This window comes from Nocardia abscessus (assembly GCF_015477775.1).
In the GTDB taxonomy this organism is placed as follows: Bacteria; Actinomycetota; Actinomycetes; order Mycobacteriales; family Mycobacteriaceae; genus Nocardia; species Nocardia abscessus_A.
Genome location: NZ_JADLQO010000011.1, coordinates 244,908 through 259,061 on the forward strand (window position 1 = coordinate 244,908; position 14,154 = coordinate 259,061).

Sequence of the window (14,154 nt, forward strand, 5' to 3'; positions counted from 1 at the left end):
GCGGGTCAGGATGTGGCGATGACAGTGCTGGCCCCGAGCGCGGCGATCAGGCCGACGATCTGACTCCGGCGCAATTGTTCCTTCAGCGCGGACACGCTCAGTATCACCGGGACGATCGGGTAGAGCGAAGACAAGACGACCGCCACGGCCAGGTGCTCGGTCCGCGTGGCGAAGAGGTAGGACACCAGCGCGGCGGCGGCGAGGATGCCGGAGCACACGGCGGTGAACCCGTCCCTATGTCGCCGGGCCGTGGCGCTTCCCCGGATCCGGATGCGAGCTTCCAGACGACCAGAGCGACGAGAACGACGGCCGCTGCCCGGCCTGCGGTCACCGGCCAGATACCGGAGTCGGGCGTGGCCTGAGCCAACGCGAGGTACTGCACGGCGATGCCGACTCAGTCCATCGCCGACCCCGGCGCCGGTGCCCGGATCGGAACCGGTGGTGCCCCCGCGACGAGCCAGAGGGCCGGCAAGGCAACCGCGATCCCGGCCCACGCGATACCGGTTCCCACGCCGGACAGCGCTCCCCAGCCGAGATCGGCCGGATCGGGCGCGGTGCGGGAGACCAGCAGCCCGGCGAGGACGGTTGCGGCCAGCCCACCGAGCTGCCCGAGCAGGGCAACACGGCCGAATCCGATGCGGCGGGAGGCGACTCCACCCGAGAAATCCGACAGGCCGTAGCTCAACGCGGAGACCAGCGCCAGAAGCGGGGCCATGATCAGGCTGTCCGGTCCCGCTCGGCCTGACCCACCGGACACACCGCGGATCGGGTACAGCAGCCACGATCGCACAGCCGGCACAACAGCCGGGCAGCCGCGGACTGACTCGAGCCGACGCGCTTCCCCAACTCCGTCACGCTGATTCCCGGCGAAACCGCCAGCGTCACCAGAGCGCCCGCGCCGCTGATGCTGACGGCACCGGCGTCGTGTACCCGAGCGAGCATCACGGCGTTGATCGCGAGCGCCGCCGCCCCCAACAGGTTCACCAATCGCTCGTTATGCATGACTCATGCATAAGATCGCGCCCGGGGTGGATGTCAATGCCGTGCCTCGCAATCCAGGCGGCGTCTATCTGACGCGCTGCTGGCATCGGTGAAATGGGCGAGGGGCCGCACGGCTTCGTGGATGCCCCGTGCTTACCCGGACCTCGGCCTGCGAGGCCGATCGCAGAACCCGGCCGAACTGGGCGAGCCTGCCTCATGGCGGCGATGTCGCGCCCCGTGCTGGGCGACCGGATTCTCCGGACTCTGCGGGGCGGCACAGCGTCCGCTCGGCGGTCACGGTCAGCCGCTCGATCGCCTCCTCGACGGGCAGGCCGCGACCGGTCACGAGCAGATCCAGGCTTTCGAAACTCGTCAGCGCCCACAGCACGTCGGTCGCCCATTCCGTCGAAACGTCCTCGCGCAGAATGTTCGCCGCGGCGAGTCGATGCGCCAGGTGGGCGACGCCTCCTCGGCGATCCTCCTCCATTGCCCGCACCGCTTCGGCGGCCGAGGACGGATCGAGGCGGTCCATGGCGTGCAGCACGCGATAGATCTCGAGGTCACGGGCCTTCATGCGACTCGCGGCGGCTATCGCGCCGCGCAGGTGTGCGCGCGCGTCGGCCGAGTCGACGGCCGCGGTGAGCTCCCGCAAGCCGGTGCGGCTGGACAGATCCGCGACGAACGCGTCGAAAAGGCCGGCGCGGGAACCGAAGTCCACATAGATCGTCGACCGTGACACGCCGGCGGCCTTGGCGACTTTGTCCAGGCTCAACGGCTCGGTCGGCGCCTCACGGAGCTGGCCGGCGACGGCGTCCAGGATGCGGCGCCGGGTCTGGACCGCAGCCTCCGCCCGCGCGGCCTGGTCGTACTTGCGCTTGGTCATGCGGCTCATCCTCCCATATTTCGATTGACAAGCTGTCCGATGAAAGCGCATCATTTCGCCAGACAGTATGTCTGATGAAATGGAGAGTCGATGAGTGGTCCATCTACCCCGCGATTCCGCTACGGCCTGCTGGCGCCGTGGCCGGTCGGCCTGGCGCTTGCGCTGGTCAATGCCGCGGTTGCCGTGGTGAGCGCCCCGATGTTCGCGGTGCAGGCCGGGATCTACGTCGCGCTCGCCGCAGTGGCGATCAGGGGTGTCGTCACTCCGAGGCAGTTGCCAGCGGTGACGTTGGTGGCGGCCGCGATCGTGCTGTTCGCGATCGCAGGTTTCACCGGAGAACCCACAGCGAGCCGACCGTCATCGATGGTTGTCAACACTGCGGTGCTGTTGGTTGTGTCGATCGCTGTGCTGGTCGGCGCGGTCGGATTGCTTCTGCAGTTCCGGCGGTCGCCCCGCGTGGGAGTGGCCGTGCCCGCGATGGTCGTGTTCGGGCTCGGGACCGGTGGGTTCGTGCTGAACCTGCTGGCCCGCTTGGCGATCGTGCTCACCGGCGCCGAGGAACAACAGTTGGCGGTGGAGGCGACGCACTGGTCGGCAGCGCAGTATCTGCGTGGCACCACCGGCCCGGTCGACTTCGTCGGCTACACCCTGGTCTGGCTGGACCTGGTCCAGATCGCCTACGTCGTCTCCGCCTATGCCGCCGCGGCGGCACTGGCCTGGCTGGCCGTTGGAGAATCTGCGGTGCCACGCCGGATCGGGACGGTCCTCACCGCGGCGGGATGCGTCCTGGCCGTCGCGCTCTCGGCCGGCGCCGGCGCGGCAATTGCCCTGCCACACGCTGCCGACGCGGTACCGGCGACCGTCGCCTTCGTCACCAGCATCCCGTTCATGGCGACGCTGATTCCCTACGCCCTCGGCGCCGCGATCCTCGCGACCGCCGCACATCGTTCCCCGACCACTCAGGAGTGGAAATGAACATCGCAGCAGTACTCGTGACGGGCTGCCTGGCCCTTTCAGTGGCCGGCTCGGGTGTGGCGCCCCTTGTCCGCCACCCGAAGATTGTCGACACGGTCGCCGCCGTCGGCTTCCCCGTGCAGCATGTGTGGATGCTGGGTGTCGTCAAACTCGCCGCCGCCGGCGGGCTCGCCTGCGGGCCGCTGTGGTGGCCGGTGTCGGTCGCGGCAGCGCTCGGTCTCGTTGTCTACTTCGTCGCGGCGATCGGCACGCATCTGCGTGCGCGCCGGCGTGATGTCGCCGCACCGGCCGTCTTCCTCGCGCTGTCGGTCTCGTCCCTGGTGCTCCTGGCCGGAGTCGGGTCGTGACTGCTGTCGACTCGCGCCCAAGCCGAGGCGAACTCCGCCCACCCGATAAGGAACCCTGTTGATCAACGACAACTTCCCCCGCACCAACGCCTACCACCCCGACTGGATTCGCGCCGGCGTCAGCGGCGGCGCGAACTCGTTGTGGCTCACCGAATGGCTCACCGAGGCCATCGATCTGCAATCCGGCATGCGCGTGCTGGATCTCGGCTGCGGACGTGGCGCGTCGTCGGTGTTCCTGCACCGTGAATTCGGAGTCCAGGTCTGGGCCACCGATCTGTGGTTCAGCCCCGACGAACGAGCGGCACGGTTCCGCGACGCCGGAGTCGCGAACTCGGTGTACTCCATCCGCGCGGACGCCCGCGCCTTGCCGTTCGCCGCCGGATTCTTCGACGCGATCGTGAGCATCGACTCGTTCGTCTACTACGGCACCGACGACCTCTACGCCAACTACCTGGCATCGTTCGTCCGCCCCGGCGCCACCATCGCCATCGCCGGAGCCGGGCTGACCCGCGAAATCGACGGCCCGATACCCGAGCACCTGCGGTCCTGGTGGGCACCGAGCATGGCCTGCCTGCACTCGGCGCCGTGGTGGCAGCGCCATTGGCAGCGCAGCGGTGTCCTCGACGTCACCCACGCCGACACCATGCCGGACGGATGGCGGCGCTGGCTGGACTGGCAGCACGAGGTCGCACCGGACAACACCGCCGAGATTCAGGCCCTCGGACAAGACCGAGGCGACTACCTCGGCTACGTCCGCGTGGTCGCCCGCCGCGCCGACCGCCCACTCGACCCGCACGTCACCACGGTCGACACCACCTACCAGTCCCAGCCGCTGCTGCGTGAGCACTGACGACGAGGCCGCCGAATTGTCCAGTGCCGCTACCAGTACTGATGCCGCTTTCCGTCGGTGTCGGCGACGAAGATGACCGCGTCGGCGCCGGCCGCGTCCGCCGGGGTGAGCGGGATGTGGCCGGGCACGATCGGTTCGCCCGTGCCGATCGACGGGGGAAGCGCGGCGCGCAGCGCCTGTGCCGGAAACAGGGTGCGGCGGGTGGTCGCCTCGGCCAATTCGTGCTGGAGGGTGCCCGGATCGCTGTTGGGGTTGGCGTCGGTTGCCAGGAACACGTAGCGCTCGCCGAGGGTGAGCGCGACGAGCGCGCCCGCGCCGCACCAGTTCACGTCGTCCCGGCCGACCGACATGTGGGACTGCGCACGCTGTAGGTGCACGTTGTGCGCGAAAACCAGGCTCGGCCCGCGGCGCTGCTCCTGGGCGACGATCGCGAGCAGGTTCTCGGCCATCATCTCGGTGCGCAGGCTGAGCAGGGTCGCGATGCGATCGGGCCCGGGGTCGGCCATGGCCGCGTGATAGCGCAGCAGGCCCTGGGCGGTGCGCGCGTGCGCGACGGCGTGCTCGTAGCCGGTCGGGTCGGCGAGTCGCAGGCCGGGGGCCGCGCGACGCAGCGCGCTGGCGACATCGTCCGCGACGATGCGCAGGGCGCGAGCACGGCTGGAGTCGCCGATGGACGCTGCCGGGTCGAACATGGCCGCCTGGTTCGTCCAGTCCGCTTCCTCGCCGAGCAGAGCGTCGAGGTCGCGGACCGATCGCGGCCGCAGCGCCTCGGGTAGGTAGTCGGCGGCCGAGGACAGGGCGCGTCGCGGGCTCGGTGCGCCGGAGTGCTCCACCGGCGCGTCGAAGCCGTGGAAGCGGACCCGCTCCGACGGTGTGCGCCCGGCGTTGTGCGCGCGGAGCCATTCGACGAGTTCCCGGTTGCCCGGCACGGCGCCGAACCCGTGGCTGAACCCGGTCGCGAGCACCGTGTCGATGTCCGCCGTTGCCCCGCCCACGTAGTCCTCGACAACGGACGCGGCGAAAATATCGGTCTCCAACACGATCGACCGGTACCCCTGGTCGACGAGATGACGGAGGAGTTCGTTGCGCAGCAACGGGAACGCCTCGATCCCGTGGGTCGGCTCGCCGAGAGCGAGCAGGGCAGGCGGCTCGTTCCGTGCGGCGAGCAGTTCATCGAGGGCGCGGCCCAGGCTTGCCGGGTCGTCGAGTTGGCGGCCGATTCCACGCAGTGATGTGGCAGTAGACATGAGCACCCTTTCCGGATCGCGTACCCTCGACACTATCGTTGAAGATTCGAGTGAAACTTCTGCCGCTTTTACCTGGTATTGGAGACAAAAGCCTCAATAGGAGGTGCAAGCTGCGGCCCATCGACCTCGCCCGGGAGCACGGGTTGTCCGCACAGGCGATCCGCAACTACGACGACGCGGGCATCTTCCCGCCGACCGAGCGCAGCGAGACCGGTTACCGGCGCTACACACCCGTGCACGCGCAGGCCCTACGCGTCTTCCTCGCGTTGCGCGGCGGCCACGGGCACCAGCGGGCAATCGAGATCATGCGCGCGATCCACCGCGGCGACACCGAGTCCGCCTATCGGCTCATCGACGCCGCACATGTCGCGCTGCTCGCCGAACGCGATACGCGCACCGAGGTCGCGGCAGCCCTGGGTAGCCTGTCCACCACGATGCCGACTCCTGGTCACGGTCGACCGCTGACCGTGGGCGAACTCGCGCGCAGGCTCGGCGTACACCCGGCCACCCTGCGCACCTGGGAGACCCACCGCATCCTGCGCCCCGAACGCGACCGAGCAACGGGTTATCGCCTATACGGACCGGACTGCGTACGCGACGCCGAGATCGCGCGACAGTTGCGCCGAGGCGGGTACTTGCTGTCCCAGGTCGCGCAGTTCATCGATGCGCTGCGCGAGGCAGGCGGGGCGGACGCGTTGAGCGCCTTCCTCGACGCCTGGCATGATCGGCTGACCACGCGCAGCCGCAACCTTCTCGTCGGCGCGGCTCGGCTCGACACCTACCTCACCATGCTCGACCAGACGTAGCCGGATCCCGTCGCAACACGATCGTCGGCGTCCGGCGCGTGCCGATGAACTCCTGCCGAAGCCGCCCGGCGGACAAGCTTATTGCCGTCGGGACGTTGGTATAGCCGCAATCCAGCAAGTGTCGACAACACTTACATCGAGCCGGTGGTTCGCGGTCGGTTCTCGGCATCTACCGTCCGCTTCGACCCACAAGTCGGTACCGGATCTGCCATTCGCGCCGCTGTGCGAATAGGGGAAAATACCGACTTCGAATACGAAAAAAACCCCTATAGCGAACACCTATCGACAGCAATGGTGGAAGGTGGTAAATCATACCTGACGGTCAACGTCGCCCGCCCGGGGGAAAGAATCCACACATCGGTCCGATGATTGGACTCCCAATGATTATCAAGAAACTAGTGGCGACCGCTCTGTTGGCCATAGCGTCAACAGGCATAGCAATGGCCACAGCGCATGGTGAGGGCACTCTGGCAAGCCTCACGATGAACGGAGTGGACGGTCCTATCTCCTACACCACAACGCTGGCCGCGGATCACCGCAGCGCAGTAGTCGATCTGGCCTCCGGCAGATTCGAGGTGACGCCGGACGCCGTCAACGTGATCGCCGATGACGGCGCGATCGTCGGCGCGATTCCGACGACACTGCGTATGGAGACAGGCCAGAATTTCAGCGTCACGCCGTCGCTCGATCCGTCGGGTAGGACGCTGACGATGACCCCGGCGGCAGGCGTTCCGTCACCCGCCGCGGTCTCACCCGAGGTGCAGGGCCTGATGCACGATGCCCTGCTCGGCGGTGCCTTGGTGGGCGCGGCGATCGGCTGCGCGATCGGCATTGCCATCGGAATCTGGTTCTTCGTCGTCGGCGCCGTCGTCGGTTGCGCGGTCGGCGCTGCCATCGGTGCCTGGATCGGCTTCTTCTTCACCCCGTTCTGATCCATCATCCTGAAGAACCGAATCGAGTAGTCGACACGGCCGGGCGGGTCACAAATCCGCCCGGCCTCTCACTGTCCGAAATGGTCGTTTGGTTCGGCGGCTGGAGTCGGCAGATCCGGCAATGCGGCGATTGTCACCCCGATGACGGCGGGCAAGCGGCGAATAGGTGGCCGGTGGATCGCAGAAGAATTCACTGTGAGGTGAAGATACTTATCTAAACAATCGTCCATTTCAGCACTTGCGCGCACTGGCGCGTCCGCTCGGTCGGAGGCGTGGTGCGACCTTCCGCGACACGCGGACGTCCGGTGGAGTGGCATTTATGCTCGCGGTGGACGAGCGACTGGGGGAGCATGCGATGCTGTCGAGAGAAGACGAGATCGCCGGACTTCATCTCACCTTGCAGGATGCGCTGGACCGGGTAGCGAACGGCCCGGACGCGGCACCTGTACTGGACCACCGGATCAGCGCGGCGGCGCGGCGACTTGCTGATCTTCTTCCCCGGGAAAACGACCTGGAGGCCCTGCATTCGCGGTGGCTGCTGGGATGGGTGCACTGGCATCGCTACCGATCCCGGGCCGGGGGCGGCGATCCCATGGATCTCAGTACCGCGATCACCCAGCATGCGTACTGTCTGGTTGCCGGGCGCGGACCCTTGCCCGAGGAACTGCTGGCCCGCGTGGCCGACGAATTGGTCCCGGAAGGATCGGCAGTCCTCGAACACGCCATGCGGACACGAGACGAACACGCCGTCGAGATCGCCGCGGACATCTGGCAGCGCATCGTCGAAGCGACGCCACGCGACCACTCCGATCGGGCGCATCGCGCCGCCGCTTCGGGTATCGCGTGCTTCGTCCGCTTCGAATCATTCGGTGATCGGACGGATCTGGACCGAGCCGAATCGTCGTTGCGTGCGTCGTTGCTCGAGCGATCCCGCGACGCGACATCCCTGATCAATCTCGGAAATGTCCTGTTGGCTCGATGTCAGCTCGACGAGGACTACGGGGGCGTCGATGAAACGATCGACACTCTGCGGCGAGGGGCCGCGGTGGCAGACTCCGACGAACTCCGAGCGGCCTGCGCCGGTGCTCTGGTGTCGGCGTTGCGGCTCCGCTTCGAGCGCACCGGCGACGAGACCGACCTTGCCGAGGCGATCCGCGCCGGGCGCGATGCCGTGGAGACAACTCCGGCGGGGCACCCCAGCCGCCCCGAACACCTGTCGAATCTGGGCACGGCGTTTCACCGGCGGTTCGACGCATTCGGAGACCCAGCGGACCTGGATGATGCCATCGACTTGTTTCATGCGGCGGCGGAGGGGATTCCGGCCGACAGTCCCCGACGGGTCATCAGTCTGTCCAATCTCGGCGTCGCCTTGCATTCCCGGCACATATTGACAGCATCGTCGGCTGACCTGGATGCGGCGATCGAAGCCGGGTGGGCCGCAGTGAACCATCTCGATTCCGACCCCTACGCCACGACCTATCTGGACGCGTTGGCACGCTCACTGCACGCCAGATTCGAATCAACCGGATCGGCAACGGATTTGGACGAATTGTTCACCGTGCATCGCGCCATGTCCGCGGCATTGCCGGACGGGCATCCCAACCGGCCCTGGCGGCTGATCGAGCTCGCTGTCATCCAGCATGACCGGTTTCTGCGTGACCGGGCACTGAGCGATCTCGACCAGGCGATCTGGCACTGTCGGCAAGCGATGGAAGAGTTGCCGCTCGACCACCCACGCCGCCCGACCGGTGTGGAGTTGCTCGGCCGGGCGCTTCTGGAACGTTTCGGTCGCGTCGGGGAGGCGGCCGATCTGGAGCAAGCCATCGAGTTCTTGCGAGCGGCCGCTGATTCAGCCCCTGCGGACTCGACGGGCGGGGCGCGGCGCTCGGGGCGTCTGGCCCAGGCGCTGTTCGAGCGTTTCTTCGTCACCGGAGACCGCGAAGATCTGGACCAGTCGATCCGGTTGATTCGGGCCGCCATACCCGCGGGCGGCGGTTCGAGCGACGTCGAGCGACTGTCGTTGCTGAGTTCCCTTGCCGCTGGACTGCGCGAACGATTCCACGAGTACGGCGACATCGCGGATCTGGACGAAGTGATCGACATGGGGCAGGAGGCACTGCACAGCACGACAGAGCGCGTCCCGCCCGCTCAGCTGCTGTTCAACCTCGGCGCGGCATTCGCGACGCGCCATGGCCACTCCGGGACACCGGAAGACCGTGACCGAGGGCTCGCGGCATTGGAGCAGGTCGCAGTGACGCGCCAGTACGATCCCGTGCTACGGATCCGGGCCGCGCACGCCGGCGGGATCCTTCTTGCCGGGGCGGATCCGGCCCGCGCGGCGGAGCTGCTGGCGTATGCGGTGCATCTGCTGGGTGACCTGGTGCCGCGCCATCTGGAGACGTCCGATCAACAGCGCGAACTGCGCGACATCGGCAGGGTGGCCACCGACGCGGCCGCCCTGGCCCTCCAGGATCCCAGCCAGTCCATCGATCAGCGGGCCGGTCGAGCGCTGCAGTTGTTGGAGACCGGCCGCGCGATCCTGTTCGGCCAGGGAATGGAGATTCGCAGCGATACAACAGAACTGGCCGCTCAGCATCCCGACCTCGCCGCACGCCTGGAGTCACTGCGTCACACACTGGGCATGACGCGCGACGGAGACGCCCTCGGATACTTCTGGCTCGGCGACTTCCCCGATCCCACCCTCAGAACATTCCCCGATCCCGTACGGGAGCGCAGGACGCTGGGCGAACAGTACACCGCACTGCTGAACGAGATCCGTTCCCACGCAGGCTTTTCCTCTTTCGCGCAGGCTTCGCCGGACATCGATATGCCGGATGGGAACCTTCCAGGGGCCGTCGTTGTGTTCAACATCAGCCGGTATCGAAGCGATGCCCTGCTGGTCACCGGCGGCACCGTGCGCGCCGTCTCGCTGCCCACGATGGGCCTGGATGCCGTCACCGAACAAGTCGTTGCCTTTCGCCAAGCCCTGCGCGATGCGACGAACCCGGCCGGCACCCCGGCGCACCGCGTCGCGGCGCAGCGCTCGCTTTCCCGCGTTCTGCAATGGCTGTGGGACAACGCCACCGGCCCGGTGCTCGAGGCCCTCGGTCACGACGCACCGCCGAGCGCAGGACAAGCGTGGCCGCGAATCTGGTGGGCGCCCGGAGGGCTGCTGGGCAATCTGCCGATCCACGCCGCCGGCTACCACAACTCCGACTCACACGCACGATCCGTGCTGGACCGCGTCGTGTCGTCCTATACGCCGACGCTTCGCGCCCTGGCCTACGCACACCGGCGCATGCGCGTTCCCGACCATGACAGCCGCGCACTGATCGTCTCCATGCCGACCACTCCCGGCATCCCGGGGCGCCTGCATTTCGTCCCCGAAGAAGTCCGCGCGATCCGGGAATGCCTACACAACCCTTGCGTCGTGACCGAACCCGAAGCCGACTCCGCCGATCCGGAATACGTCGAACCGTTCAGCCGAGACGAACTCCTCGCCTTGGCGAACTCCGGCACCGATCTGCCGCCGGACGTGCTGCCCACCAGATCCACTATTCTGACCTTGCTCGAGACCTGCACCATGGTCCACTTCGCCTGTCATGCGCACAGCCACCCCACAGATCCGTCGCGGAGCGCGCTCTTACTGCACGATGAGCCCCTCACCGTCGGAGCACTCGCCACGGTGTACCCCCGATACGCCGACCTCGCCTATCTATCCGCCTGCGAAACCGCGCACACCGCCGACGATCAACTCGCCGACGAGGGCATAAATCTCGTATCGGCGTTCCAGCTCGCGGGCTACACGCACGTCATCGGCACCCTCTGGGAGGTCGACGACGACATCGCCACCACCATCGCCACCAACGTGTACAAAAGCATCACCAACCCGGACGGAACGTCGAACATGGCCTCGACGGCGGAAATCCTGCACCGTGTCGTACTCGACATTCGCAACAGGAAGGCCGCTACCCCGACGCTCTGGGCGGCACACATCCATGCCGGCGCATGAGCACGAATACCGTTTTCCGCGGCAAAGATTTGTGCAGACACCGCGCCTGTGCAATTGGTAGTGCCCGATGGGTGGAACCGATTGACAGTGTGCACCAACCGCCGACTCGACCGGTATCAGCTGGGGGTGCAGTGAACAGATCATCCGCCGAGGTCGGACCCCGGTTGCAGCGGTGCTCGGCACTCAGCGAGTAGAAACCGAATCGGTCGGGGTCGGTGGGATCCGCCGCCGCGTGCGGGTGTCGGCGGAGAGGTCAGTCGGCAATGTTGCGCGTCGCCCGATCCGGCAGGATCCCGGCCTGGACGAGTTCCTCGTAGATCCGCTGCTGCTCATCGTCGAGATTCGAGTACAGCATCTCGTATGCCAGTTCTTCCTCGGCGAGCACCGCGACCGGATCCCAGTCGTCACCGAGCGCAGCGACGACGGCGGTGCGCCGTCGTGCCTCGTCCAGCGTGAGGTCGTAAGCAAAATTATGGTCGGCCATGCGGGCATCTCTTTCCGAAAACGATTCGATGACGATGCCCAACCAGACCCTCTCGAGCAATGACGTGCATCACGTTCCACGGTTGGACTTCATCACATTTGATGCCCGTGCGCGGACCGGACCACGGAGTAGCGCCTCCACACGGGTGTCGCTGCCTCGCCCTCACCCGGCTGGCCACGAAGCCGGCCGACCTGGGTGGTGATGCCTTCGGTGGCCAGGCGCGCATTGCCCAGTGGCTGTCAGCAGATCCAGGAGTCGGTACTGTGCGCTGTCACCGAAACCGTGGCATGTTTGCAGCGTGAACGTGTCAGAACTCGTCTACAACGTCGTAGTCGTCACGCACCTGCTCGGCATGGCCGCAGTGGTAGGTGGCTATGTCGCGGGGCAGCCACGTGTCTCGGAACTCATGGTCTGGGGTGCGCGGTTGCAGATCGTCACCGGGGTGATCCTGGTCGGCATGGCCGAATCGATCGACTCCCTGGCCAAGGACCCGGACATGGCGAAGATCGGGGTGAAGCTGGTCGTTTCGGTGGCGGTGGCCGCATTCGCCGAGATCGGGCGCGGGCGCGACAAGCGCGGCAAGTCGGTGCCGTGGCTGACCCACGCCGCGGGCGTGCTGGCGATCGTCAACGTTTTCGTAGCCGTCCTGTGGACCTGACGTGTTCGGCGCCGGCGGGTGTGTGCCGGCCGGCGCCGAACACGGGTCAGGCCTCGAACAGCGATTGCCCGAGGTAGCCGCCCGGCGCCGGAACTCCGGGCGGGATCACGAACACCGCGGAACCGATCGGCGTCGTCCAGACATTGAGCGCGTCGAACTCCGCGAGTCGTCGCTGCACCGGAACGAACTGGGTGTCCACGTCGCGCTGGTAGGCGGCGAACAGTAGGCCCGAGTTGGAGATCCGGCCGGGCGTGGGCGCGTCGTCGTAGTTGTAGCCACGTCGCAGGAAGCGCTCGCCGTCGTGGGTGTGATGAGCGCGCGCGATGTGCGACGACGGTGGGATGACCGGGATCCCGTTCGCGTCCACCGCGGCGAAGTCCGGCTCGTCGAACTCGTCGGCACCGGTCAGCGGCGCACCGTTGGCGACGGTGCGGCCGATGGTGAGTTCCCTTTCCTCCCGGTCGATTTCGTCCCAGGTGTCCAGTGTCATCGCGATCCGCCGCAGCACGCACGACGTGCCGCCGTCCAGCCACGGCCGGGCCGCGCCGTCATCCCAGACCAGACGGTTGAACTCCGGCGTGCCGGGCGCGAGGTTCACCGTGCCGTCGACCTGGCCCATCAGGTTGCGCGGTGTCGTGCCCGGCGCGGCATCCCGGAAGCCGCGCTGTACCCAGCGCACCGTGACCAGTGAGGACACGCTCCGGCACAGCACGCGCACCGCGTGCGACACCGTGGTGACCTCGTCGGCGCAGACCTGCAGGAGCAGGTCGCCGCCGGTCCACGCCGATTCGAGCCGGTCGATGGCGAAGGGCGGCAACGGCCGCAGCCAGGACGGCCGGTGTCGCTCGAGCCCGGCCGCCGGGAACACCGCCGGTCCGAAACCCACCGTGACGGTGAGCCGCGCGGAGCGCAGCGCGAGTTCGGGTTCGGTGTCCGCCAGAGCGGGCCTGCCCTGGGTGAGCCGGGCGGCGTCGCCGGTCCAGATCTTCAGCAATCCGACGAGGTCGTCGCGTCGAGCGCCCGGCTTCAGGTCGAAGGCCAGGAACGCCGCGTGGGCCTGCGGGATGGTATCGATGCCGGCTTGGTGCGGCCCGTAGAACGGCACCGTCGCGTCCCCCGACGACGGATCGGGGTCCCGCCGCCCGGGGCGGGCGGCCGCGCCGAGCCCGATACCGGCGGCGCCTGCCGCGACGGCGCCGCCGCCCAGCAGACGCCGCCGGTTGATCCGTGCGGGTCGCGGTTCGTTCCGCTCAGCCACCGTGCGCGGGGGTCTGCGCGCCGGTATGGGACTCGCCGCCCGCGTGGTCGGGCACGTAATTCTCCTGGTTGCCGGAGAAGTCGCGCACCTGGGCGGTGAAGGTGGTGGTCGAGCCGTCATCGAAGGTCAGCGTGACCGATGTCTCCGAGCCGGTGCGCAGCGGTCCGAGCAGGCCCATGAACATGATGTGGTCACCGCCGGGCCGCAGCTGTGTGCGCCCGTGCGCGGGAACGACGAAGCCGCCGCGTTTGGGCCGCATCGCCTTCGTCCCGTTCGCGTCGGCGACCACTTCGTGCAGTTCGATCCGCTCCGAGGCGGGACTGGTGGCCGAGACGATGGTGCGTGGGGTGTCGCCGGAGTTGGTCAGGTCGCCGAACGCGGCCGACATTCCGCTGTCGGCGGCTTTGACCCACTGATCGGAAATGGTCACGGTGTTCGCCGAGGCGGCGGCCTGGGTCGCGTCGGCCGACGAGCAGGCGGTCAGGAGGAGTGCCGCCGCAGCGGTGGCCATCGCACCGGGCAGGAGGCGTGTGGTGCGTTGCCGAGTGAAGGTATGCATGAGAACTCCGAAGATGTGAGATGTGATGTGGCGCATGGTGGACCGGCGAAGACAGTGCGGCGCGCGCAGTGCCCCGGAGTCGTCGCCCGGACGCGGAACTTCGACCGCTGATGCGCGGAACGAGCCGCGGCTCACCGGGTCTCGGGACGAATCGTTCGTCGG

Annotated in this window: 15 protein-coding genes; 7 read left to right on the top strand and 8 right to left on the bottom strand. The window is 67.6% G+C overall.

What is annotated here, in order from left to right:
• Positions 1 to 5: 5 nt before the first annotated feature.
• The 4 genes from IU450_RS40050 to IU450_RS26185 all read right to left on the bottom strand — a co-directional run bounded on the left by IU450_RS40050 (position 6) and on the right by IU450_RS26185 (position 1,864).
• Positions 6 to 218, bottom strand: coding sequence for an EamA family transporter (locus IU450_RS40050; protein ID WP_324197827.1), 213 nt, complete (start codon positions 216 to 218; stop codon positions 6 to 8).
• 176 nt (positions 219 to 394) lie between these two features.
• Positions 395 to 715 carry a hypothetical protein gene (locus tag IU450_RS40055; RefSeq protein WP_228835120.1) on the bottom strand — a complete coding sequence of 107 codons (321 nt, stop codon included), beginning with the start codon at positions 713 to 715 and terminating at the stop codon, positions 395 to 397.
• Between the two features lie 2 nt (positions 716 to 717).
• On the bottom strand, positions 718 to 1,002 hold the full coding sequence (locus IU450_RS26180) for a MarR family transcriptional regulator (protein WP_195152394.1): 285 nt from the start codon (positions 1,000 to 1,002) through the stop codon (positions 718 to 720).
• 193 nt (positions 1,003 to 1,195) lie between these two features.
• Positions 1,196 to 1,864, bottom strand: coding sequence for a TetR/AcrR family transcriptional regulator (locus IU450_RS26185; RefSeq protein ID WP_195152395.1), 669 nt, complete (start codon positions 1,862 to 1,864; stop codon positions 1,196 to 1,198).
• Between the two features lie 90 nt (positions 1,865 to 1,954).
• Here IU450_RS26185 and IU450_RS26190 point away from each other — a divergent pair, with 90 nt between their 5' ends.
• The 3 genes from IU450_RS26190 to IU450_RS26200 are packed head-to-tail and all read left to right on the top strand — an operon-like array spanning position 1,955 to position 4,036.
• Positions 1,955 to 2,839 (top strand): hypothetical protein, encoded by an 885-nt coding sequence (locus IU450_RS26190; RefSeq protein ID WP_195152396.1) that lies wholly within the window; start codon positions 1,955 to 1,957, stop codon positions 2,837 to 2,839.
• Positions 2,836 to 3,186, top strand: coding sequence for a DoxX family protein (locus IU450_RS26195; RefSeq protein ID WP_195152397.1), 351 nt, complete (start codon positions 2,836 to 2,838; stop codon positions 3,184 to 3,186). Before IU450_RS26190 ends, IU450_RS26195 begins: the two co-directional genes overlap by 4 nt.
• A gap of 58 nt (positions 3,187 to 3,244) precedes the next feature.
• On the top strand, positions 3,245 to 4,036 hold the full coding sequence (locus tag IU450_RS26200; protein WP_228835121.1) for an SAM-dependent methyltransferase: 792 nt from the start codon (positions 3,245 to 3,247) through the stop codon (positions 4,034 to 4,036).
• A gap of 29 nt (positions 4,037 to 4,065) precedes the next feature.
• Here IU450_RS26200 and IU450_RS26205 read toward each other — a convergent pair whose 3' ends face one another.
• A complete protein-coding gene (locus IU450_RS26205) occupies positions 4,066 to 5,283 on the bottom strand; it encodes an erythromycin esterase family protein (protein WP_195152398.1) in 1,218 nt (405 codons plus the stop codon).
• Between the two features lie 110 nt (positions 5,284 to 5,393).
• On the opposite strand from IU450_RS26205, the gene IU450_RS26210 reads away from it, so the two are divergent.
• The 3 genes from IU450_RS26210 (at position 5,394) to IU450_RS26220 (ending at position 11,033) form a co-directional block, all read left to right on the top strand.
• Complete coding sequence (locus tag IU450_RS26210) at positions 5,394 to 6,089, top strand: MerR family transcriptional regulator (RefSeq protein ID WP_195152452.1); 696 nt, start codon at positions 5,394 to 5,396, stop codon at positions 6,087 to 6,089.
• 575 nt (positions 6,090 to 6,664) lie between these two features.
• Entirely contained in the window at positions 6,665 to 7,021 is a 357-nt protein-coding gene (locus tag IU450_RS26215) for a hypothetical protein (protein WP_228835122.1), read from the top strand.
• Between the two features lie 355 nt (positions 7,022 to 7,376).
• Entirely contained in the window at positions 7,377 to 11,033 is a 3,657-nt protein-coding gene (locus IU450_RS26220; RefSeq protein ID WP_195152400.1) for a CHAT domain-containing protein, read from the top strand.
• A 253-nt stretch (positions 11,034 to 11,286) separates the two neighbouring features.
• Here IU450_RS26220 and IU450_RS26225 read toward each other — a convergent pair whose 3' ends face one another.
• Complete coding sequence (locus tag IU450_RS26225; RefSeq protein WP_195152453.1) at positions 11,287 to 11,517, bottom strand: DUF6400 family protein; 231 nt, start codon at positions 11,515 to 11,517, stop codon at positions 11,287 to 11,289.
• 352 nt (positions 11,518 to 11,869) lie between these two features.
• Between IU450_RS26225 and IU450_RS26230 the strand changes: the two genes are divergently transcribed.
• Positions 11,870 to 12,175 carry a hypothetical protein gene (locus IU450_RS26230; protein ID WP_195152454.1) on the top strand — a complete coding sequence of 102 codons (306 nt, stop codon included), beginning with the start codon at positions 11,870 to 11,872 and terminating at the stop codon, positions 12,173 to 12,175.
• A gap of 46 nt (positions 12,176 to 12,221) precedes the next feature.
• Here IU450_RS26230 and IU450_RS26235 read toward each other — a convergent pair whose 3' ends face one another.
• Together IU450_RS26235 and IU450_RS26240 are read right to left on the bottom strand one after the other, a co-directional pair.
• On the bottom strand, positions 12,222 to 13,433 hold the full coding sequence (locus IU450_RS26235) for a Dyp-type peroxidase (RefSeq protein ID WP_324197828.1): 1,212 nt from the start codon (positions 13,431 to 13,433) through the stop codon (positions 12,222 to 12,224).
• The gene (locus IU450_RS26240) at positions 13,426 to 13,992 is read right to left on the bottom strand and encodes a copper chaperone PCu(A)C (RefSeq protein ID WP_228835123.1); all 567 of its coding nucleotides are present in this window, start codon (positions 13,990 to 13,992) and stop codon (positions 13,426 to 13,428) included. The genes IU450_RS26235 and IU450_RS26240 overlap by 8 nt, the downstream gene beginning before the upstream one ends.
• Between the last annotated feature and the right edge of the window lie 162 nt (positions 13,993 to 14,154).